The sequence below is a fragment of the Pseudoalteromonas sp. SG43-4 genome, assembly GCF_014164325.1.
Lineage (GTDB): Bacteria > Pseudomonadota > Gammaproteobacteria > Enterobacterales > Alteromonadaceae > Pseudoalteromonas > Pseudoalteromonas distincta.
Genome location: NZ_JACJFB010000009.1, coordinates 57952 through 81169, shown reverse-complemented (window position 1 = coordinate 81169; position 23218 = coordinate 57952). Strand labels below are relative to the sequence as shown.

18 protein-coding genes and 1 tRNA gene are annotated in these 23218 nt (G+C 39.2%); 4 read left to right on the top strand and 15 right to left on the bottom strand.

The window, feature by feature from the left end; translation table 11 throughout:
* Positions 1–4: 4 nt before the first annotated feature.
* Both argB and argC read right to left on the bottom strand, forming a co-directional pair.
* Positions 5–772: an acetylglutamate kinase gene (gene argB / locus H5160_RS10735; protein WP_002958765.1), complete on the bottom strand. Its 768-nt coding sequence runs from the start codon at positions 770–772 to the stop codon at positions 5–7.
* Positions 773–1783, bottom strand: coding sequence for an N-acetyl-gamma-glutamyl-phosphate reductase (argC, locus tag H5160_RS10730; protein ID WP_182721462.1), 1011 nt, complete (start codon positions 1781–1783; stop codon positions 773–775).
* A 224-nt stretch (positions 1784–2007) separates the two neighbouring features.
* Here argC and argE point away from each other — a divergent pair, with 224 nt between their 5' ends.
* Complete coding sequence (gene argE, locus H5160_RS10725; protein ID WP_149602219.1) at positions 2008–3156, top strand: acetylornithine deacetylase; 1149 nt, start codon at positions 2008–2010, stop codon at positions 3154–3156.
* A gap of 53 nt (positions 3157–3209) precedes the next feature.
* Here argE and H5160_RS10720 read toward each other — a convergent pair whose 3' ends face one another.
* Together H5160_RS10720 and radA are read right to left on the bottom strand one after the other, a co-directional pair.
* On the bottom strand, positions 3210–4142 hold the full coding sequence (locus H5160_RS10720; protein ID WP_002958768.1) for a hypothetical protein: 933 nt from the start codon (positions 4140–4142) through the stop codon (positions 3210–3212).
* A gap of 75 nt (positions 4143–4217) precedes the next feature.
* Positions 4218–5603, bottom strand: a complete 1386-nt coding sequence (gene radA, locus H5160_RS10715; protein ID WP_182737431.1) for a DNA repair protein RadA — start codon at positions 5601–5603, stop codon at positions 4218–4220.
* A gap of 364 nt (positions 5604–5967) precedes the next feature.
* Between radA and H5160_RS10710 the strand changes: the two genes are divergently transcribed.
* Entirely contained in the window at positions 5968–8445 is a 2478-nt protein-coding gene (locus tag H5160_RS10710) for a PilZ domain-containing protein (RefSeq protein ID WP_182721392.1), read from the top strand.
* 20 nt (positions 8446–8465) lie between these two features.
* Here H5160_RS10710 and serB read toward each other — a convergent pair whose 3' ends face one another.
* Complete coding sequence (gene serB, locus H5160_RS10705; RefSeq protein WP_182737429.1) at positions 8466–9494, bottom strand: phosphoserine phosphatase SerB; 1029 nt, start codon at positions 9492–9494, stop codon at positions 8466–8468.
* 152 nt (positions 9495–9646) lie between these two features.
* Between serB and H5160_RS10700 the strand changes: the two genes are divergently transcribed.
* Positions 9647–10267: an AhpA/YtjB family protein gene (locus H5160_RS10700; RefSeq protein WP_002958772.1), complete on the top strand. Its 621-nt coding sequence runs from the start codon at positions 9647–9649 to the stop codon at positions 10265–10267.
* Here the strand turns inward: H5160_RS10700 and H5160_RS10695 are convergent.
* The 5 genes from H5160_RS10695 to H5160_RS10675 form a co-directional block, all read right to left on the bottom strand.
* Positions 10234–11001: a TatD family hydrolase gene (locus tag H5160_RS10695; protein ID WP_182737428.1), complete on the bottom strand. Its 768-nt coding sequence runs from the start codon at positions 10999–11001 to the stop codon at positions 10234–10236. The two genes, H5160_RS10700 and H5160_RS10695, sit on opposite strands and share 34 nt — an antisense overlap.
* A gap of 21 nt (positions 11002–11022) precedes the next feature.
* Positions 11023–11661 (bottom strand): pyridoxamine 5'-phosphate oxidase, encoded by a 639-nt coding sequence (gene pdxH, locus H5160_RS10690; RefSeq protein WP_002958774.1) that lies wholly within the window; start codon positions 11659–11661, stop codon positions 11023–11025.
* A gap of 299 nt (positions 11662–11960) precedes the next feature.
* On the bottom strand, positions 11961–13703 hold the full coding sequence (argS, locus tag H5160_RS10685) for an arginine--tRNA ligase (RefSeq protein WP_182737427.1): 1743 nt from the start codon (positions 13701–13703) through the stop codon (positions 11961–11963).
* A gap of 60 nt (positions 13704–13763) precedes the next feature.
* Positions 13764–15353, bottom strand: a complete 1590-nt coding sequence (prfC, locus tag H5160_RS10680; RefSeq protein ID WP_002958776.1) for a peptide chain release factor 3 — start codon at positions 15351–15353, stop codon at positions 13764–13766.
* Between the two features lie 292 nt (positions 15354–15645).
* Entirely contained in the window at positions 15646–15849 is a 204-nt protein-coding gene (locus H5160_RS10675; RefSeq protein ID WP_279167488.1) for a multidrug transporter, read from the bottom strand.
* A gap of 245 nt (positions 15850–16094) precedes the next feature.
* Between H5160_RS10675 and H5160_RS10670 the strand changes: the two genes are divergently transcribed.
* Entirely contained in the window at positions 16095–18761 is a 2667-nt protein-coding gene (locus tag H5160_RS10670; RefSeq protein WP_024596082.1) for an ATP-binding protein, read from the top strand.
* 73 nt (positions 18762–18834) lie between these two features.
* On the opposite strand, the gene rimI is transcribed toward H5160_RS10670, so the two are convergent.
* The 5 genes from rimI to guaB all read right to left on the bottom strand — a co-directional run bounded on the left by rimI (position 18835) and on the right by guaB (position 23040).
* Positions 18835–19302 (bottom strand): ribosomal protein S18-alanine N-acetyltransferase, encoded by a 468-nt coding sequence (rimI, locus tag H5160_RS10665; protein ID WP_182737462.1) that lies wholly within the window; start codon positions 19300–19302, stop codon positions 18835–18837.
* A complete protein-coding gene (locus H5160_RS10660; protein WP_182737425.1) occupies positions 19289–19594 on the bottom strand; it encodes a hypothetical protein in 306 nt (101 codons plus the stop codon). Before H5160_RS10660 ends, rimI begins: the two co-directional genes overlap by 14 nt.
* A 64-nt stretch (positions 19595–19658) precedes the next feature.
* Positions 19659–19735: transfer RNA gene (locus H5160_RS10655), tRNA-Trp, on the bottom strand.
* 155 nt (positions 19736–19890) lie between these two features.
* The gene (gene guaA, locus H5160_RS10650) at positions 19891–21468 is read right to left on the bottom strand and encodes a glutamine-hydrolyzing GMP synthase (RefSeq protein ID WP_002958782.1); all 1578 of its coding nucleotides are present in this window, start codon (positions 21466–21468) and stop codon (positions 19891–19893) included.
* 102 nt (positions 21469–21570) lie between these two features.
* Positions 21571–23040: an IMP dehydrogenase gene (gene guaB, locus H5160_RS10645; RefSeq protein WP_002958783.1), complete on the bottom strand. Its 1470-nt coding sequence runs from the start codon at positions 23038–23040 to the stop codon at positions 21571–21573.
* Positions 23041–23218: the final 178 nt, after the last annotated feature.

Sequence of the window (23218 nt, the reverse complement as noted above, 5' to 3'; positions counted from 1 at the left end):
AAACCTATGGTGTAATCTTAGTTCCGACATGCTCGCCTTGTAGCAGAGCAGTTAAATTTTCTGGCTTTTGCCAGCTGGAAATATACACACCGCGTCGTAAATGTTGGGCAGCGTGAAGGCTGGTCTTAACTTTGACCTCCATCCCGCCCACAATTACTCCATTTGTAATTAAAGTATCAATGTGTTTTGTGTCAAGTTGATGTAACGGCTGTTTATTTTCGTCAAGCACTGCTTCAACATCCGTCATAAAAATAAGCTCAGCATTTAAGTTACTAGCAATAGCCGCTGCAGCTTCATCTGCATTTACGTTGTACCAAAGCCCTTGCTCATCAAAGCCTATAGAGCTAACAATGGGTAGGCGACCGATTTTAAGTAAATCATTAACAATAGAATCGTCGTTGCTTTTACATTTACCCACTAAGCAAAGCGCTTTTAGCTTTTGAGTGGCAGTAACACCTGCCTCAAAAAGACTTAAGCCGACAGGCTTGTGCCCAGCACTAATAGCTTGAGTCATTAATTGTTTATTAGCGCAACCTGCAAGCGCACCCACTATATAAGGCATTTGCTCTGCTGGGCTAATACGTAATCCTTGGTGTTTAGCACTGGCAAAACCCGCTTGTTTTAACCATGTATCAACTAAAGCGCCACCGCCATGTACAATGACAAATTCATCATTTGTTTGCTCATTTAATACATCAAACAACGCTTTTGCTGCATTTTCTGTATTAAGTACTGCACCACCTAGCTTAATTACCCACGTTTTTTTACTCATTTAAAACGCTCCTCTTAAACCAGTGGTATGATCTAAATTCATAGAAATATTAATACACTGCAAAGCTTGTCCAGCAGCGCCTTTTAATAAGTTATCAATAGCAGACATCACAATTAACTGCGTTCCTTGTTGCTGCCAGCCAATATCAACAAATGGCTGCTTAGCTACACCTTTAATTGAAGGTACTTTATCGCCTAATAAACGAATTAATGGCTCGCTCGAAAGTACTTGATAAGCCGATGCAACGTTTTCCTTGGTAACGCCTGGCTTAAGCTGTACATAAATAGTTTCTAAAATACCGCGCGGAAAGCTACCTAAGTGCGGTGTAAACAACACTTTGTGGCCAAGGTGTTGTTCAATTTCAGGGCCGTGGCGATGGTTAAACAAACCATAAGGTGCAAGCGACACTTCACAAAAATGTGTTCCTACACTGGCTTTACGCCCTGCGCCTGTAACGCCCGAAACCGCATTAATAATAATACTTTCGCTGCTCAATAAGCCTGCTTGCTTAAGCGGTTTTAGCGCATTAAGCGCTGCTGTTGGGTAACAACCTGCAACAGCAATTAGCTTTGCATTAGCGATAGCATCATGGTTCCACTCAGCTAGACCGTAAGCCGCTTCATTTAAAAGCTCTGGATGTTGATGCTCAAAACCATAGTAAGTAACGTAGTCGTCATTGCTTGCTAAACGATAGCCACCAGATAAATCAAATACCTTTTTACCCATAGCTAAAAATTGCGGCGCTAAATCAACACTTACTTTGTGATCGGTACATAAGCATACGTAATCAGCATCACTTTGAATGTCATCAAAAGCTGATACGCTAAGAGGAAGTAAAGGGCAGTCTAGTAAGCCAAGGTGCTCTGGGTATAAATCACTTAGCAATTTATTTTTATCTAAGCTACCCTCAGATACATAACAGCCTGTTAAAGTTAAGTTTGGATGCTTAGCAACTAAACTTGCTAACTCTGCGCCGCTGTATCCGCTTGCGCCAATAATCACTACATTCATTTGTTACTCGTTATCTTAAAATTAATTACTACTTATCTATAATGTTCGCTTAAACTAGCTTAGACGCTAATTAAGTCTTTTTTATTAATGAATTTTGATTATCGTCGCATTATTTTCATGGCGTTACTTTTAATATATTTATGCTTAAAAAGTGAATTGATATTCATCATAAATACTTTTATATTGTTATGCAATTAAATTGAATAATAATTTTGGATTTTTTTATGCCTTTGCCTTCGTTTATTTCCATGTACCAACAATTGATTGCAGCCCCTTCTATTAGTGCTATTGAAGACAACCTGTGTATGAGCAATAAAAACGTAATTGAACTCCTAGCCAGTTGGTGCGAAACAATCGGTTTTACGTGTGAAATTATAGAATTAGAAGGAGGTAAAGGGCGCTATAATTTATTAGCAAAACGCGGAGAAGGTGATGGCGGATTAATGCTAGCTGGTCATACCGACACAGTGCCTTTTGATGACAGTCGTTGGAATCATAATCCATTTAAACTTACCGAACTCGATAACAAATTGTATGGGCTAGGAAGTATTGATATGAAAGGCTTTTTTGCTTTTGTATTACAAGCGATTAGTGAACTTGATGAAAAGCAGCAAACTCAGCCTATTTTAATCCTTGCCACCGCCGACGAAGAAACAACGATGGCTGGTGCACAACAAATATGTAAGCACCCGAATTTAAAACCTGCGCGTTGTATAATAGGCGAACCTACTGATATGACGCCAGTATTTATGCACAAAGGCCATATGAGTACAGCAATAAGAGTGGTTGGTCGCTCTGGGCATAGCTCCGATCCCGAACGTGGTCTTAACGCCATTGAAGTAATGCATAAAGTGATTACAAAATTGATGATCTTAAAAGAACAATTAAAGCATAAGTATTCAATAAACCACTTCGAAATCCCTTATCCAACATTAAACTTAGGTAATATTCATGGCGGCGATAACGCGAATAGAATTTGTGGTTGCTGTGAAATGCATATAGATATGCGCCCATTACCAGGTTTAAGTGTACAAGAACTACAAGCATTAGTACTCGATGCAACGAAAGAGATAAATCAGCAATACCCAAATGCGGTGAGCGTTATTGATTTACATGAACCAATACCGGCATTTAGTGGGAGCACCGACAGTGCTTTAGTAAAAATGGCTGAAAAAATAGCGGGGCAAAAAGCGGTCGCAGTAAATTACTGCACTGAAGCGCCGTTTATCCAGCAACTCGGTTGTGAAACGATTGTAATGGGCCCAGGCTCAATTAACCAAGCACACCAGCCTGATGAATTTTTAGCGATGGAAAAAATAAAACCATCACAACAAATAATCACTGATCTTATAAAAGCAAATTGCTTTAGCTAATAAGGTTACAATAAAGGCGCCAATTGGCGCCTTTATTAATACAGAACTAAGGCCTAATCACCTTTAACTTCTAAGTTAATAAACTTAACTAGCTCTTCAGGTTGCCCTACTAGCATCATAACTTGTTGGTTAATTTCCATCATAGTTTTACCTTCAGGTAGCTTTGCAGACACACTGAATGAATTTAAACCTTTCGCAAAGCTAGTTAAAGCCTCTGCAATATCTTCAGTTACAGGAGCTTGTTGTAACTGTTGCTCTAGCGTCATTTCCATTTGCTCAAGCGTCATACCTTGCTTTTCAAGCTCGCTTGAGAGTAAATCTTTTAATTTACCCTGGTTATTTAAGGCAAAGCTAACATTACGCGGCTCTAATTTACTCATTGCTTGCATAACAAGTGTTTGCTGCTGTAATTCTTGCTCATACGTCAGCGGTTGATCACCCGCTTCTTGCTGCGCCTTGCTAATAGCCAATGAAGCATCCATTAACGCTTTTGAATTAGCTAAACCCATATCCATATTAAAACTAACAATGTCTTTTGCATCAAGCTTAACTACTACATCACTATTGCCAGACTCTTCATCGTAATCAAGTGATGAATGTAAGTCGTAACTTGCCGACGCTAACATTTCGTTTGTATCAGCTGGTAATTTTGATACGAAGCTTTTATCAAACTGAAAGCTTTTTACATCAAATGATGTATGTGGTGATATTTTATCCGGCTCGTAGCCAGTTATTTCAATGCTTTGAATATTAGCAACATTGTCACCTTCAGGGCTTATTACTTCCATGTTTGTTATTTCTACACTCTTTGAAATAACACTTGCCGATAAACCAGCGTATTTAAATGTAGCGCCAGTTTGCTCGCTTACTAAAGCAAGTTGCTTATCTACTTCTGCACGCACTTCTTGAGTTGCTACGTAGTTTGCGTAACTAACACCACCCACGCCTGCGGCCACAAGAGCTGCAACTATAACTAATTTTTTCATGTCATTTCCTTATTTAATTCTTTCTATAAAGTGTCTCAACTTAAGAGTAACACTGAAGAACATCACCGATAAGTGTTAATTAATCAAACTAAGTAACTCATGTACGGTTTTTACAGGGGTAATTTTAGCGCCTAGCCCTTCCATCGATTTATGGTAATTGCGAAATGGAATATATATTTCTGTAAAACCATGTTGTGCAGCCTCTTTAACACGCGGTACACCACTGTCTATTGGGCGTACATCGCCGTTTAAGCTAAGTTCTCCCATAATACACGTGGTACGAGGTACAACAAATTCGTTTAAACTGCTAAGTAACGCGGTTACTAATGCTAAATCGATGCAGGTTTCTGTCTCATCAATTCTTAAACCACCCACAATATTAAAAAACGTATCGTGAAATATTTTAGTTTTAGTATGCTTACGTAATATACCGGTCAGCATTTTTATACGATTCATATTTAAACCAACACAAACACGCTGCGGAAATTCAGCTTCTGTTTCGGTAGTTAAACATTGAATCTCAAGCAATAAATTACGATTCCCTTTACGAATACAGGTAATAGTAGAGCCAGGTGAGTCGGTGGTTGAACCCGATAAAAATATTTCACTTGGATTATCAACGCTTAACATTCCACGTTCACACATTTTAAAAATGCCAACAGTATCAATATCACCAAAGCGGTTTTTATTTGCCCTAAGGGTTCGTATTTGCCCATCGTTGGTATCTATATGTAAAAGCGCATCAACAATATGTACAAGTGTTTGAGGGCCTGCTATTTCGTTATTTTTATTTACGTGAGCAATAATGAACATGGTTACATCATTTTGCTTACAGTACTGAGTTAATGCTTGGGCGGCGCTTTTTACTTGCGAAGGCGAACCTGGGCTACCATTTGCCGTATCGGTTACAACAGCTTGAATAGAGTCAATAACAGCAAACTTAATTTTATTTTTCTCGAGCTCTTCGATGATGGTTTCAACGCTCGTTTCTGAAAGTAAATAAAGCTCGTCCGGGTTATAGTTTAACTTTAAACGATTTACCCTGTTTTTAAACTGCGATAAAGATTCTTCTGCCGTACAGTAAAGTGACGGCATCCGCTGTGACATTCTCGCCACTAAGTCAGATAGCAAAGTTGTCTTACCCGCCCCCGGATCGCCCGAAATTATATTAACAGAGCCAGTAGTCACCCCGCCGCTTAGTACGCGATCAAGCTCGCCGATTTCAGTTAGCTGCTTTTCAGCCTCTGATGTAGCAATATCATTGATTTTTTTAGAACCAGCACCAACACCACCAGCATAACCACCAACGTTTGATCGTATTGATGCTTTTTTACTATGCCCTGCTGAAGGCTTAAATTCCGCTAATGTGTTCCACGCACCGCAGCGACATTGACCCTGCCAACGTTGATAGTTCATGCCACATTCGGTACAAACAAATTCTACTTTTGCCGCTTTAGCCATTGATAACTTTACCTACTATTCTTTAAATTAAAAAAATTCTTACTATTAAGCGCTTATTTTGCCATTTCAGGCATTTACTTAGCAACAAACTCTTGCCTGCTTAAAAATCTAGCGTCACAATCAATAAATACACATGGTGTTTCTTTTTAGCTATAATTTAGGGCATACTTTTTGCTTTGTAATAGTTTAAAGTAACTTGCCAATAAAATGGCAAATAACACATACATAACAAGAGCTAAACAGTAGTAACTCAAATAATTGTACCTATATTAATAACATAGCGCGATTTAACGTTTATTGAACTTCTAATAAATGGACTTAACAGTATACCTACTTTTTCAATTAGACGGTGATGGTTTTATAAATGGCTGATGACATAATGCTCAAACACGAAGACCTCGTGAATGAGTTAAAAACATATTTAGGCAACGCTAAATTTGATCTAATTTTCAAATCAAAAACCGCAGGGTTAACTAAACCTGAGCAATTTTTAATGAAAATGGAAATGTCGCGTTTATCTCAGCCAGTGGCACGTTTTGTTGATCTTCGCGGATTAGTGACAGGCCAAGTAAAACCATATGAGCATAACGGCAAGCAACACTTTATGGATGACACAGCCATTGAAGTGTTTGAAAAAGCGCTTAAACAACATGGTGAATACACCTTAGCTGTTTACGAAGCCGTAATGAATACAGAAAATAACCACCGCGTATTACAAAAACAAGCAGCCGAAAAATCAGAGTTACAAGAGTTAGAAAATAACTTAAACACTGAAGTAATTAAGTTTGCCTCTTACGAGAGCCGCCGTGAAGAGCGGATGAATTACTCAATAAAAGTAACGATTGATTACAAAGATAAAAAGAACATTGCTGCTAGCACCTCAGATATATCTTTAAGCGGTTGTAAAGTTAAGCTTGCAACGCGCTACTCTATAAAAAAAGGCGAACTCATCGCAATGCGCTTAGTAGGCCTTGAGCAAGACTTTGAACTTGGCCTAAAAAACGGTATTCAATACGAAGTTGTTGCAGTAGAAAATATCTCTCGTGAATTTAATCACATCCGCTTAAAGCGCACTTATATAGAAAACAACGATGCCTTTAATGACTTTTTAGAAAGTTTTATTCATGGTAATAAGCGTCGTTATAAAGTAAATCTAGATAATACGCTCGATGCTGTAGTATCAAAGGGGTATGAGCAGTACTACATTCCTCGCGTAACGTCTTTATATGTGTTTTTAAGTAAAAAAGATGAGCAATATTACCCAAGCCTTAGCCTTACCACTGAAAATAATATTTTTATTCAGCGCTACTTTACCGATGAAAGAAAAATACCGTGTTTGTACAATATACTTAATCATCAGCGTATTACACAATTACTAACTCAAATTACCGCAGTAAAAGAAGATTACCTCTATACATTTACACATATATCATCAGGTAAAATTTATTACTACTCAGCGACGCGTACAGAGTTAAATAACAACCCTAAATTACGTGATCTATTTTTAGGTTTTGGTAGCCAAAAAGAGAGCTGGCAGTGCTTTAAAATACAAGTAATGCCAAGTCATCCAGATGATTCTTTTATACCGCTTTCACTACCTAATAGTGCCGGTGAAAATATAGAAAAATTAAATAAGCCACCTTCACCTCGTGTAAAAGGCCTTATAAAAGATGTTAAGTATATTGTTGTACTTACAAATATTGGCAATAAAGCTGAACAAGCAAATTATAAACAACTTACTTTTGATAAAGCATTAGTAAATCAGCTTAAGCACTTTGGCCACGCAAAACACAAAACACCACCCTACTTAGATATTGTGCCACTTGAATACGTAAATTTACGCTCGCATAAGCGCTATCTTTATAAAACACCAGTTAGTGTCACTATTAATGATGAGGTATTTAACGGCTATACACGTGACTTTTCGGTAATGGGTTTGCAGTTAGAGTGCGAACAACCTGCCACATTTAAAAAAGGCGATATAGTACTTTTAGCATTCCCTGAACTTCAAAAAATAACTAAAAAGCATAAGCTTAGTGAACTAAAGTACGAAGTAATGGCCATCAGTAAGTCATTTACTACTATTAACCTAAAAGCAAATCGTATTGCTGATTTACCCCATGCTGGCGTGACCTTTTTCACTCAGCTAATAGAAGGTAATAAAGACAAACTTAAAGTATCTGAAGAAGCACCTAAAGTAGAAGGCTTATCTACCGCACTTAGAAATATGGTTACAAAAAGCGTTTGCCAATTTCCGCTATATTTACACAAAGAAGCTGCACACTTTAAAACCGGCGCAATTGGATATGGGTTATACGCCAGCCCTATTCACGTAATTTTGCAAAACTTTGGTTTATTAAGTAACAAAACTGACTTTTCGAGCATTCTGACTGAAGAGCAAATTATTAATGTAATAACACCAAATATTAAAGATCGCAGCCGCCAAGATGCACCACTTGCTTTTACACTTGCTATTAACTTCGATCCTCGAAAAGGCAGTATTGAAGAGGCTATTGTTAGCCAATGCGCTTTAGGTGAAGACTACTCAAGCTTTTATAAACAAATTAGTAAAGGTATTACATCGCAACTTATATTCGTAATGCGTTTGTATATATCGCGCACAGGTCGCCCCGATACTGATTATCTTTCTAATGAGCTAAAATACGTAAGTCAGTACGCAATGCACAAAGCTAAAGATTTAGAAGAAGCCTTATGGGCCGTAGCTGGTGTGGGTGATGTAGTAGATATAACTGAAGAAGCGCTAAGCCATTTAGAACTAAAAAAAGAGCAAGTAGCACAAATGAGCCGCCGTAAGCTTATTTGGTTAAACCGCTTACGTTAAGCGGTTTAACTTAATTTATTTTAAAGTGTTGGTTGTTTTTCTAACGGAATAGCCAACATATACAACAATTGCAATAATGACCCTTCACAAATAGCCGCTTGTGCTTGCTCAACCACTTTAGGCTTACCATGTACGGCCACACCTAGGCCAGCTTTTGCCATCATCACTAAATCATTTGCGCCATCCCCAATAGCTACAGTTTGTGCTTTTTTAAGCCCTAGCTTTTGCTGAAGCACCTCTAATACGACCGCTTTTTGCTGCGCATCGACAATCGTACCCAGCACTTTACCTGTTAGCTTGTCGTCTTTAAATTCGAGCACATTAGCGTGCACTTCATCTAAATTAATCAGCTCTTGTACACGCTCTGCAAAAGGCACAAAACCACCTGAGGCAATCGCCAAATACCAGTTATGTTGCTTTAAAATTTGGCACAGTATTTTAATACCAGGCATCAATGGTAATGAACTTTTCAGTTCTTCAATTAAGCTTTTTTCAATACCTTCAAGCTTAGCTACACGCTGATATAAACTCTCACTAAAATCAAGTTTACCCGCCATTGCAAGTGCAGTTACAGAAGCAACTTCATCGTATACGTTCGCAAGGCGTGCTATTTCGTCTATGCACTCAATAGTTATTGCAGTTGAATCCATATCCATAACCAATAAACCAGGCTCATATAAATTAGGCGGCGTAGCAACTTGCACTAATTGACAATCAAGCGTGTTTGAAAATTCTTGTAGTACTAACGGGTTTATAGTTTTATCTGCATTTTGCGCGTAAAAACACAGTGCTGGTGCAAGCCCTAAATCAGGTTGGTATTGGCATATAGCGGTGACGTTTTGGTTATGTGTCGCTAAAAAGTCAACAATACTGGCAATGTGTTTTTCTGCAAAATCACCTGCAAATGCGATGCTAAATAACCCTAATGCTTTGTTTGGAATATAATCGAGAGGTGTAGATACACCACCACTATAGCTAAACCATTTATTTAGAGTTAAGTGTTGTAATGGTTGCTCAGCAGCTTGCTGTGCCATGTTGATTTGCGACATGGGATCTCCGTGTTTATTTTTATTTTCCTGATAGTTGGCATCTCAAAACTGCTATTCTCAACACTAAATTCGCCATCAGGTGGGGTTTAAGGTTATAGTTAGTGTAGTTGTAACATCAAATCAAAATGCTGTCAGTAGCATAAACGGTGACTATGAAAAATAACCATATTAAAAACCCTATAAGCGCATCCCAAAGAAAGCGGCTCGTTCGCTTAATTCTTGCGGCTGGCTGTTTTGTATTACTAAGCTGGGTGGGTGTTAATAGTAGTTTTCAGAGTCACCAGTTACTTTACGATAGCGCCGACAGCACCGCCAAAAGCCTCACTCAGTTTATGGCTTTAAATGTTAAAACACCTTTAATCGAAAAAAACAAACCCCAGCTCAATGCAATTTGTAACGATATAAGTAAAGATGAGTTCGTGCTTTCGGCCACTATTTACGATCAACAGGGTATTTTATTAGCCAGTAGCGACAATTGGCAGTCGCACCATGTTTATGGTCAACTTTCTGATTCTACCCCCGGAATAAGTAAGTTAAAAACACCTTTTATGGAACCTGTTATAAGCGATGATGACCGCCCTATAGGTTTTGTATCTATTACTTATTTAACTCGCGCTGCAATATCCGACAGCCATAATCATTTTCATGACTTAGGCAGGCAGGTTTTATTAATGCTAGTGATTGCTTGTATATTTACGTGGCAGTTAGGCCGCGGATTAAAGCGCTGGCAGGTAAATCGTTATATGCAAAAAACATCTGAACAAGAATCATAAAGTTGCTTTGCAAGCGTCTCTTTTTCGCTGTGTGGCTTTAAATCACATAGTGCGTCAAACACATCAGGTAGATGCAATGGCGTGTTAACCTCCCCTTGGTAGCCACTTAACGGCATTGAAGGTGAATCTGTTTCAAGCACTAAGTGCTCGGGCTCAATAGCGGTAATAACAGCACGGGTTTTAGCTGCACGTTCATAGGTAATAACACCGCCTACGCCAAGCTTAAAGCCCTGTTTGATATAGTACTTCGCTTGTTGGATTGAACCTGAAAATGCATGAATCACTCCCCCATTTTTTGGCTTACAACGTTTAAACGCTTGCGCAATTAAATCATGGCTTTGCCTGTGATGTACAATGAGCGGTAAGCTTAGCTCATTAGAAAGCCCTATTTGCTGTTCAAATAAATAAGTTTGTTTAGAGAGGTTTTCAATGCTTCTATCAAGCCCACACTCACCAATGGCCACTAACTGATGCTTATTTGTAGTTGCAAAGTCAAATAACGCTTCTATATGCAATTCTTTATGTTGATCTAAGAAGTAAGGATGTAGCCCTGCCGCTATTTTTATACTTGGATAGGTTGCTTTGAGCTCTATAAGAGTATGCGATTGAGCAAGCGTAATACCCGGTACAACAAACTGATTAACTCCCTTTGCGACACACTCGGTTATGAGCGATTCACGACTTGAATCAAACTCACTAAAATCGAGGTGGCAATGAGAGTCAATAAATTGCACGGTTACTTACTCATCTATTTATTAAGGGTTTAAGCGTGTAATTTGCCAGCTGTTATCTGCTTGGCGCTGATACATAAAACGATCATGTAAACGATGCGCCCCACCTTGCCAAAACTCAATTTTAGTGGGCACTACACAATAACCGCCCCAAAAATCAGGTAATGGAATTTCACCTTTAGCAAACTTATTTTTCATATTAGCAAAGGTTTCCATGAGTACTTTACGTGATGACACCGGACGACTTTGCGCTGATGCCCACGCTGCTAATTGACTTTCTTTAGGACGAGATAAAAAGTACTTTGCCACAGCAGAAGTTGGTAATGGTTTAGCCTCGCCATAAACAATAACTTGGCGTTCCATGTGATGCCACGGAAAGTGCAAGGAAATTTTGTTATTGCCTTTAAGCTCCTGCGCTTTACGCGAACCTGTATTGGTAAAAAATACAAAGCCGTTATCATCCAGGTGCTTTAAAAGCACAATACGCTGTGAAGGCTGACCGGTTTCATCAACAGTTGCTACAACCATCGCTGTTGGATCGGGTAATTGGCTTGCTACAGCATGCTCAAGCCATGTTTCAAACTGCTTGAATGGGTCATCTTGCAAGTTATCTTCGCTTAACGCGTCTTGCAGGTATTCACGGCGGATATCTTCGAGTTTCATAACAAATCCTTTAAATAAAGACTTAGAAAAGAGCTTAGGGTAGCGAGCTTAAAACAATAGATATTGAGTAATAACAAGTATCGAGTCTCAGGTATATACGATAGAAATAGCACCGAGTCTCGGGTGTATCGTTGGGTTTCGTTTCACTCAACCCAACCTACAATGTAAAACATTGCATCTGCAAGTGTAGAAGTGCTGACAAGACGGAGTGCTTTTTTATGCCAAGGAGCATACATTTAGTATGTGACTTAGGCTAAAAAAGCACGACAACGCAGTCAAAGCGAACTACACGCAGCAGATTACATTTGCTCCATGACTTCAATGCCTAACAGATCTAATCCCGTTTCTAATGTTCTTGAAACCAAATTACACAACACTAAACGGCTATCGCGCACGCTTGGCTCTACGCCTTCTTTAAGTACTGGGCAGGCTTCGTAAAATGTCATGTATAAGCTTGCAAGCTCGTATAAGTAACCACATAGTACGTGCGGTGTTGCTTCGCTGATCATTAAATCAAGTACTTCTTCGAGCTGTAGTAGCTTAAGTGCAAGTGCTTTTTCTTGAGGCTCGACAATTGCAACGTCTGAATTTAATGTAGCAGCATCAACGCCTGATTTGCGGAAAATACTGCGTACGCGTGTATAAGCATATTGTAAGTAAGGAGCAGTTGCGCCTTCAAAACTTAGCATGCTGTCCCAGTTAAAAATGTAATCACTGGTACGGTGCTTAGAAAGGTCGGCGTATTTAACTGCACCAATACCTACTTTACGGGCAATTTCGCTGCGATCGCTATCACTTAAATCAGACTCACGTTCAGCTAATTTTGCTGCTGCGCGGTTAATTGATTCTTCTAATAAATCAGCAAGTTTTACTGTGCCGCCAGTACGTGTTTTAAATGGTTTATTATCGGCGCCCATCATGGTGCCAAACGGGCAAAACTCGTAACTTGTTTCGTCTCTTAATAAACCAGCTTTACGCGCTGTTAGCTCTACTTGGTTAAAGTGTAGATTTTGACGTGCATCTACAAAAATTAAGATGCGATCAGCACCTAATTTATTTGAACGGTAGTCACATGCCGCTAAGTCTGTTGTTGCATATAAAAAACCACCGCCAGATTTTTGTACGATAAACGCTGATGGCTCGCCATCTTTATTAGCTAGCTCATCTAAAAACACCACTTGCGCGCCTTGCGACTCTACGGCAATGTTTTTATCTTTAAGTAGGCTAATAATATCGTTAAGCTCTGCGTTGTATGCGCTTTCAGCCATAATATCGGCTTGGGTAAGCGTTACATTTAAACGCTTGTATACTTCTTCAGAGTGTTTAACTGAGGTGGCTATAAATAGTTTCCAAAGTTTTTCACAATGCGCATCGCCGCCTTGTAATTTAACAACGTAGTCACGTGCTTTATCTGCAAAGCCTTCCTCGTCGTCAAAGCGTTTTTTAGCATCGCGGTAAAAAGTTTCTAAATCAGCAAGCGCAACAGTATCTAAGTCAACGCCTTGACTAATTTGATCTTCTAAATGCGCGATTAACATACCAAATTGCGTGCCCCAATCACCCATATGATTTTGACGCACAACCGTATCGCCTCTAAATTCAAGCGCACGTACAATCGAGTCACCAATAATAGTTGAACGTAAATGACCTACGTGCATTTCTTTAGCTAGGTTTGGTGATGAATAATCAACAACTACTTTTTGTGGCTTAGCGTGCTCGTTTACAGCTAGTTTTGCATCATTGTTAGCCGCTTTAACGCTTTGCGCTAAAAACTCAGGCTTTAAATGGATATTAATAAAACCAGGACCCGCAATTTCAGTCTTTTGTGCAATATCTCTTACATCAAGGTTATCAATAATTTTTTGTGCAAGCTCACGCGGGTTGCTTTTCATTTTTTTAGCTGCGCCCATGGCTGCATTAATTTGGTAATCACCAAATTGTGGACGCGTGCTTTGCGTTACTGCCGGGTTTGTGTCTTCAGGTAAGCCTGCACCGACCATAGCTGCAATGGCTTTTTCAATTAAAATAGTACGAATATTCATATTTTTTTACCTTTATAAACCCGCCAAAGCAGGTTTTCTTTTAATTCTTGTAAATGAGCTCTAATTTTCGCGTGTATGGCTAAACGTTACTTCTGGGTAACGCTCGACCGATAAGTTAAGGTTTACACGGCTCGGCGCAATGTAAGTTAAGTTATCACCGCCATCGAGTGCTAAATTGCTTTCGCATTTACGTTTAAATTCTTCAAACTTTTTAACGTCATCACTGCTTACCCAGCGTGCCGTATTCACGTTTACGCCTTCATAAATAGCATCAACGTTATATTCTGCTTTTAAACGTGCTACAACCACATCAAACTGAAGTACGCCTACCGCGCCTACTATTAAGTCGTTATTAATAAGTGGTCTAAATACCTGTACAGCCCCTTCTTCAGAAAGCTGTACTAAGCCTTTTAATAATTGCTTTTGCTTAAGCGGATCGCGAAGGCGAATACGACGAAATAGTTCAGGGGCGAAGTTAGGAATACCACTAAATTTAAGTTTTTCGCCTTGCGTGAACGTATCACCAATTTGAATTGTACCGTGGTTATGCAAGCCAATAATGTCGCCAGCGAAAGCATCTGCGGCACGTTCACGATCGCCCGCCATAAAGGTTACCGCATCAGAAATGCTCACTTGCTTGCCAATTCGCACGTGATTCATTTTCATGCCTTGGCTGTACTTACCCGATACAATACGCATAAATGCAATACGGTCACGGTGTTTAGGGTCCATGTTGGCCTGAATTTTAAATACAAACCCGGTAAAGTTTTCTTCAGTTGCAACAATTAGTCTGTCTTCGGTTTCACGTGGTAATGGCGTTGGCGCCCACTTAGTTAAACCATCTAAGACGTGATCAACACCAAAGTTACCAAGTGCGGTACCGTAATAAACTGGCGAAAGCTCACCGGCTAAAAACAGATCTAAATCAAATTCGTTTGATGCACCAATAACAAGCTCAAGCTCATCACGTAACTGCGCAGCTAAGTCTTCACCAATGGCTATATCTAACTCTGGATTATCAAGGCCTTTAATTGTGCGAACATCTTGAATTTTATGACCTTGACCCGTTTTATATAAAACAGCTTCATCATTATGAATGTGATAAACACCTTTGAATTCTTTACCACAACCAATTGGCCAAGTAATGGGTGCACAGGCAATATTTAGCTCTGTTTCAACTTCGTCCAGCACTTCCATTGGGTCGCGAATATCACGGTCACATTTGTTCATAAACGTAACAATAGGTGTGGTACGCAGGCGTGTAACTTCCATTAGCTTACGGGTACGGTCTTCTACACCTTTAGCCGCATCAATAACCATTAAGCACGAATCTACTGCTGTTAATGTACGGTACGTATCTTCAGAGAAATCTTCGTGTCCTGGCGTATCAAGTAAATTAACAAGTGCGTCGTTATATGGAAATTGCATTACAGACGTAGTAACTGATATACCACGCTCTTTTTCCATTTCCATCCAGTCAGATTTAGCATGCTGGTTAGAGCCGCGACCTTTTACAGTACCAGCTCTTTGAATAGCTTGTCCGAATAACAATACTTTTTCGGTAATCGTTGTTTTACCAGCATCCGGGTGAGAGATGATAGCAAAGGTCCTTCGCTTGCTGATTTCATTGATAATAGTCTGGTCTGCCATTGATAAATTCTTTTAGTTTATATGCGGGGTTGAATGCATTTTAATAAGCGTCTGCGAGTAAACCCGTTATGTTGATCGTAATTAACTACTATTCTCGCTGATTTTCACGTTGCAAACAGCTGATAATAAAGCGTCAATAGTTGATTTTTTAATAATGGCAATTGTAACAGGAGTCGGTATAAAAGTGTGCTATCTACTTAAAAATATCTTAGCTTTAAAATAAATGTGTACAGCGAGCGATATTTAAACGACCTACAATTTGCTCGTAGATCGTTTAAATAAAAATGAGTAGTTACTTAACAACATCAATAGTAGGTACAACCGACATTCCAACACGTAGTTGACTAAGTAAAGGCTGCTTAGCATCTAAACTAATCTTTACCGGTAGGCGCTGCGCTATTTTAGTAAAGTTGCCTGTCGCATTATGCGCATCAATAGTGGAGTAACTTACACCACTTGCTGGACTTAGACTGTCAACGTGTCCTTTTAATGTCACGCTTGGCAATGCATCAACTTTAATTAGTAACTTTAAAAGATGTAAAACTATGTAAGTTTTTTAAACAGCGAATTAATATTATATCCATGTAACTTGTTAAATTTAAATAACTTAAACATAAAAAAAAGAGCTAAAGATCATGCAACTAATGATTGTAATTTAGCCACCAAGACCGCTATAAGCTTGTGTAATCAGGTCGTAACGCATATTATTGGCAGATTGCATGGAGGATAAGTCGTTTGGTCATGAAAACCAGTAAGTTAAGTATAAGATTATTATGGTATATAACACCTCTTGTTATTCTGCCACTGCTATTTTTAGGTGGCTTTACGCTCACCAATGTCACTAATTCAACACAAAAACAAGCTGATTTAATAATGAGCCGTTTTGTTGAGCAACAACAGCAAAAAATATTCAACTATATCGACTCTTTTCACTCTACTGCAAAACTACTCTCAAATTCGCCAGTACTTAGTGACTTTTTAGCAAACGATATTAGCGCCAACGGTAATTACACCCGAAAACTTGGCGCGCTTATGGATGTATTTGCCAGTTACAGCGAAGCTTATCCAGATATAATTAGCATTAATTTAGTTTCAGCAAGTGGGAAAAGTGATGCCTACTACTCTAATAACCTAACAACAGCGCCTAAAAGCTATCCATTTTTTAATCGAGTATTGCAAAGTAATTTAAGTACACAGCAATTTATGATTCAAAAGGACGATGGCACCACGAGCTTATATTTCATTCAACGAATTGACAGCGTTGATTACTACTTGAAACGTCCACAGCAGCTTGGTTTTATTGTAATACATATAGAGCCTTCAATACTCAACTCCAGTATTTTAGAAGCGCCATATAACAACACACTTAATTTAATGTTGACCAAAGACGGGAAAATTTTATTTAGCTCCGACTACAACATGCGCGGCCAATACATAAGCGAATATGAACTTAACCAAGTACATGATCTTGCCGATATAGGCATGCTTTCTACCATTGAACTCTCAAGCATAGATAAAATAGAGCGAATGATTTTTGCCGTACAAATGCCCGGTGGATATTATTACGTTTCAACCATTCCCAAAGGTGTGCTTTATCAATCTGGTAAAGCCATAAGCCTAATAACAGGCTTAATTGTTATTATTTCGATAATCACCCTGCCAATATTAATTTTTATAGTGGTACGTAATTTATTACTTAACCCAATTGAATTATTAGGTGCTGCAAGCCACCGTGTTGGTGATGGCGATTTGTCGGTGCACTTACCAGCTCATACAAATGACGAAGTGGGTGTTTTGTTTAACGACTTTAACCACATGGTTAATCAAATTAGACACTACCAGCAGCAGCTTGAAGAATATAAACACCACCTTGAAGATAAAGTAGAAAGTCGTACTAAAGCACTTGAAGCCATGAACAGCCAACTAGAGCTTGCAATTGGCCAAGCCGAGCAAGCTAATCAGCTTAAAAGTCGTTTTTTAGCTAATATGAGTCACGAAATACGAACGCCACTTACGGCTATTATGGGCTTTACAGAGCAATTACTCCACAACGACAAAGTAGCCAACGACAAACAACATCTAAGCACTATTTTACGTAATTCAAAACACTTACTAGAGTTAATAAATAATATACTCGACTTATCTAAAATTGAAGCTGAAAAGCTAGCTGTCGATTTGTCTGCGTTAAACGTAGTGCAGCTTGTGCATGACATTGAATCAATTATTCAACCACTGGCACAAGAAAAACAATTAACCCTTAATATTGATTACCAACTGCCGCTACCTCGCACCATTTATAGTGATGTGACCCGCTTAAAACAAATACTTATAAATATTGCAAATAACGCTGTTAAATTTACCGAAAATGGCAGTGTGTCTATTTGCGTGCATTATTTACAAGCAAGTCAAAAGCTAGAATTTGTAATTAAAGATACCGGCATTGGTATGTCTGAGCATCAAATAGAGCGTGTGTTTAAACCGTTTGAGCAAGCCGATGCCACAACCACACGTCGTTTTGGTGGTACAGGCCTTGGGTTGTGTATTTCTAAAAATTTAGCACTGTTACTTGGTGGCGATGTAACGCTTGAAAGTGAAGTTGGCGTTGGTAGCCGCTTTACAATTAGGGTGTCGTGTCAGTTATCTGATGATCAACCAATGCTTGAGTTTTTAACGCAAGAAAGCCAGTTAATACCAGAGAAAGACCCTCTCTTATCGTTTGCGACCAATAACTTTGAGGCTAATATTTTAGTCGCTGAGGATAACCCTGATAACCAACTATTAATTAAATTATTACTGCAAACTTGGGGCCTTGAACCCGATATTGCTAGTAATGGCGCCCAAGCTGTAGAAATGGCACTCGTTAATGACTATCAGCTTATTATAATGGATATGCAAATGCCTGTAATGGGCGGATTAGAAGCGACTAAAATGCTTCGTCATGCAGCATACGATGGCCCCATTATTGCCCTTACTGCTAATGTAATGAACCACGATATAGGCACTTACCTAGAAGCTGGCTGCAACAAAGCACTCGCTAAACCCATTGATAAAGATGCTCTGGAAAATGTACTCGTAAGCTACCTACATCTTGAAAAGGATAATCAAAATAAGTGGGACAGCTTATTAAAAAGCGAAAAGTTTCAGCAAATTACTGATAACTATTTAGCCAACTTACCTACTTATTTAGAAGAAGTTAAAACTCTGCAACATTGTAATGACTGGGAAGCATTAAGAAGTATAGCGCACAGTATTAAAGGTAGTTCTGGGTGCTTTAATTTTGATGAAATTTATCACAGCGCTGCGGCACTTGAAGAAAATTTAAAAAGTAACAATAAAGTGCCAAGAGACGAGCTAGTAAATAAATTAATAGCAGCCATTGAGCAAGCAATTAGTGGCAAAGTAACCTAAAAGAAAACTTACAAAATAGTACAAGTTCGGTGCGTTAGTGCTCTATGCTTAAAACGCTAACCACCGACTTTAATTATGAAAAGTTTAAACCTAATGCCATGCCCATTAAAATAGCGTCTTCAAAGCCATTTTTGGCCGGATTATCACTTGGATAGTAGTTTTTACGCACTGACATCTCTGTAAAGCCAGCGTTCTCGTATAGCGCAATAGCCCGCGTATTAGATTCGCGTACTTCTAAAAAGAGGTTTTCAGCATTTTGCTGTTCACCATATTCAATAAACTGGGCTAACAACTGCCTTGCAATACCCTTACCCTGGTGGCTTGGTATTACACAAATATCCATAAGCGTAAAATCAGGCCCTGCTTTTTCACCAATATAAAAACCAATCATGCTCATCTCATCAAATGCGGCAACATTAAAATAGCGCCCACCTATACATGAACTCATTGTATTTAAAGTCCACGGATGGCTATGACATGCTGTTTCGATGGCCATTAATTGAGGTATTGCAGTTTCATCTACTGATTTAAAGTTTATCAAGGTGTTCACTCATTAAAGCCCATAAAGCACGCTTCTCAGAGGCGTTAAGCTGTGGGGTTGGCAATGTAAGCTGATTGTCGTTTAATTGCATCTCACTACCCTGTACAACGCTATTTACAATAATAGCCCCTGCACTGAGCTTAATGTCTGCAAATAGTTGCTCATTTATCGTTAAAGAACTAGCTGTCGTGCTTTGCGATAAAGTATCTGCTTGGTCATTTGCTTGAGAACAATAATGCTGATTGAGTTCAAGATTTTCTATATCAAAAATAGCTGCGTAACGTGGATGCATAACAACTCAGTAGATTAGACATTTGAACAATATAAGAAGTAATAAAAACGATGTAAAGAAGAAATGGCAGGGGCGGAGAGATTCGAACTCCCAACCATCGGTTTTGGAGACCGCTGTTCTACCAATTGGAACTACGCCCCTGCAATGACGACGAATTATAGAGAAGTTTCGCCAAAGGTAAAGAGAAAAATCACTCTTTTAGTTCAACTGCTTTTTAAATAAACAAAACGGCGAATTAGCATGCTAATTCGCCGTTTTTTAATCACTTAAAATTAGTTAATTAAAACTAAAATTAATTATTCCCATTCGATAGTTGCAGGTGGTTTACCTGAAATATCGTAAACAACACGAGAAATACCATCAATTTCGTTAATGATACGGTTTGAAACCACACCTAAAAACTCATATGGTAAATGTGACCAGCGTGCTGTCATAAAGTCGATTGTTTCCACACAACGAAGTGATACAACCCAATCGTACTTACGTGCATCGCCCATAACCCCTACCGATTTAACTGGTAAGAATACAGTAAACGCTTGGCTTACTTTATGGTAAAGCTCAGCTTTGTGTAGCTCTTCGATGAAAATCGCATCTGCGCGGCGTAATAAATCACAGTACTCTTTTTTGATTTCGCCAAGTACACGTACACCTAAACCTGGTCCAGGGAAAGGATGACGGTAAAGCATGTCGTACGGTAAACCAAGCTCTAGACCAATTTTACGTACTTCATCTTTGAATAATTCACGCAATGGCTCAACAAGGCCCATTTTCATGTCATCTGGTAATCCGCCCACATTGTGGTGAGATTTAATAACATGCGCTTTACCTGTGGCAGATGCCGCAGATTCAATAACGTCAGGATAAATTGTACCTTGTGCTAACCATTTCGCATTTTTAAGCTTTTTGGCTTGCTCATCAAATACATTAATAAACGTGTGACCAATGGCTTTACGTTTATCTTCTGGGTCTGACTTACCAGCTAAATCATTTAAAAACTGCTCTTCAGCTTCAACTTTAACAATGTTTAAGCCAAATTTATTACCAAACATGTCCATAACTTGCTGACCTTCGTTTAAACGAAGTAAACCATTATCAACAAATACACATGTTAGCTTTGCGCCAATTGCACGGTGAATAAGCATAGCCACAACTGATGAATCAACACCACCAGATAGACCTAAAATGACTTCGTCATCACCTACAGTTTCTTTAATACGCTCAATAGCATCATCGATGATTTTTGCAGGAGTCCATAATTTTTCACAGCCACAAATATCAATAGCGAAACGCTCAAGCAAACGTAACCCTTGATGAGTATGCGTTACTTCTGGGTGAAATTGTACGCCGTAAAAACGCTTTTCTTCGTTAGACATTGCAGCATGTGGACAAGTAGATGTTTTAGCTGTTGTTGTAAAATCAGCTGGAATGTCCATTACTTTATCGCCATGACTCATCCATACGTCAAGTATGCCGTTGCCGCCATCAGTAATATGGTCTTCAATTGCATCAAATAATGCACAGCTGCCTACTTTTTCAACTTGTGCGTAGCCAAACTCTTTTTTATCAGAGCTGTGTACACTTCCACCAAGTTGAGCTGCCATTGTTTGCATACCGTAGCAAATACCTAGCACAGGCACGCCTGCATTAAATACATACTCAGGAGCGCGCGGGCTGTTTTCAAGTGTTGTTGATTCTGGACCACCAGAAAGAATAATACCTTGTGGGTTGAACTCGCGGATTTGCTCTTCAGTCACATCCCATGCCCAAAGTTCACAGTAAACACCAATTTCACGCACACGACGGGCGATTAATTGAGTGTATTGTGAACCAAAGTCTAAAATGAGAATTCGTGAATCGTGAATATCTTTGCTCATGGAGTATCTCGTAAAGTCTGATGCTAAATGCCGTTTGTTAATGTAAACGACTAAAAAGAGGGCTTGCAAAGCAAGCCCAGTATATTAAATTAATTACGCTGCTTAACCTAAGCGGTAATTTGGTGCTTCTTTAGTGATTTGCACATCATGAACATGCGACTCACCCATACCTGCTGAAGTAACACGTACAAATTGTGGTTTTGTATTTAGCTCTTCAATTGTTGCACAACCCGTTAAGCCCATAGCACTACGTAAGCCACCTACTTGCTGATGAATAATCGTTGCAATAGGACCTTTGTAAGCTACGCGACCTTCAATACCTTCAGGTACTAACTTGTCTGCTTCGTTTGATTTTTGGAAGTAACGATCTGATGAACCTTCTTTTTGATCCATCGCGCCCAATGAGCCCATACCACGGTAAGATTTGTAATAACGGCCTTGGTATAACTCAACTTCACCTGGTGCTTCTTCTGTACCAGCAAGAAGAGAACCCACCATTACACACGATGCACCAGCAACAAGTGCTTTGACAATATCACCAGAAAAACGAATGCCACCATCAGCAATAACAGGAATGTCGCGACCTTTTAAGCCTTCAACAGCATCTGAAATAGCGGTAATTTGTGGAACGCCACAACCGGTAACAATACGTGTAGTACAGATAGAACCAGGGCCGATACCTACTTTAACTGCATCCGCTCCGGCATCAGCTAGTGCAATCGCACCTTCAGCCGTTGCAATGTTACCTGCAATAATTTGTAAGTCTGGGTACTCTTTGCGAGTTTTAGTAACACGGTCAATAACGCCTTGAGAGTGACCATGCGATGTATCGATAAGTAAAACATCAATACCCGCTTCTACTAATGCAGCAATACGCTCATCAGTACCTGCGCCAACACTTACAGCAGCACCTACACGTAAACGACCTTGGTCATCTTTACATGCGTCAGGTTTGTCTTGGGCTTTTTGGTAATCTTTTACTGTGATCATGCCTTTGAGTTTAAATTCATCATCAACAACAAGGATTTTTTCAATGCGGTGTTCGTGCATTAAGCCTAAAATTTCTTCGCGTGCTGCGCCCTCTTTAACGGTAACAAGCTTTTCTTTTTTGGTCATAACGGTAGAAACAGGCTGTTCAAGCTTAGTTTCAAAACGCATATCACGACTAGTAACAATGCCTACAAGCACATTATTGCTGTCGGTAACCGGAAAACCTGAAAAACCTTTTTCGTGCGAAAGCTCAATTGCATCTGCAATTGTTAAATCGGCAGTAACCGTTACAGGGTATGAAACAATACCTGCTTCGTAGGTTTTAACTTTACGTACGTTTTTCGCTTGTTCTTCAATAGTCATGTTTTTATGAATAAAACCAAGACCACCTTCTTGCGCAAGGGCAATAGCTAAACGAGCTTCTGTAACAGTATCCATAGATGCTGAAATAAGCGGCAAGTTAAGTTTGATACCACGCGTTAAGCGAGTTGAAATATTTGCCGTGTGTGGCAAAACAGTAGAATGACCAGGTACTAAAAGTACGTCATCAAAGGTAAGAGCTTCTTTAGCGATTCTAAGCATTTTGGCAACTTCTCACATGTGGATCTAAGATAAGGAATTGCGGCCAAATTTTAACAGCGTTGTTGGCATGAGTAAATAATATTTCGCAAATATTTATGATAATATAGGGTCTATTAGCCTTTCAAGGTTAAATTTGCAGCAGTTTGTTAGGTATTTAGGCAAGGCAGAGCCTATGCAG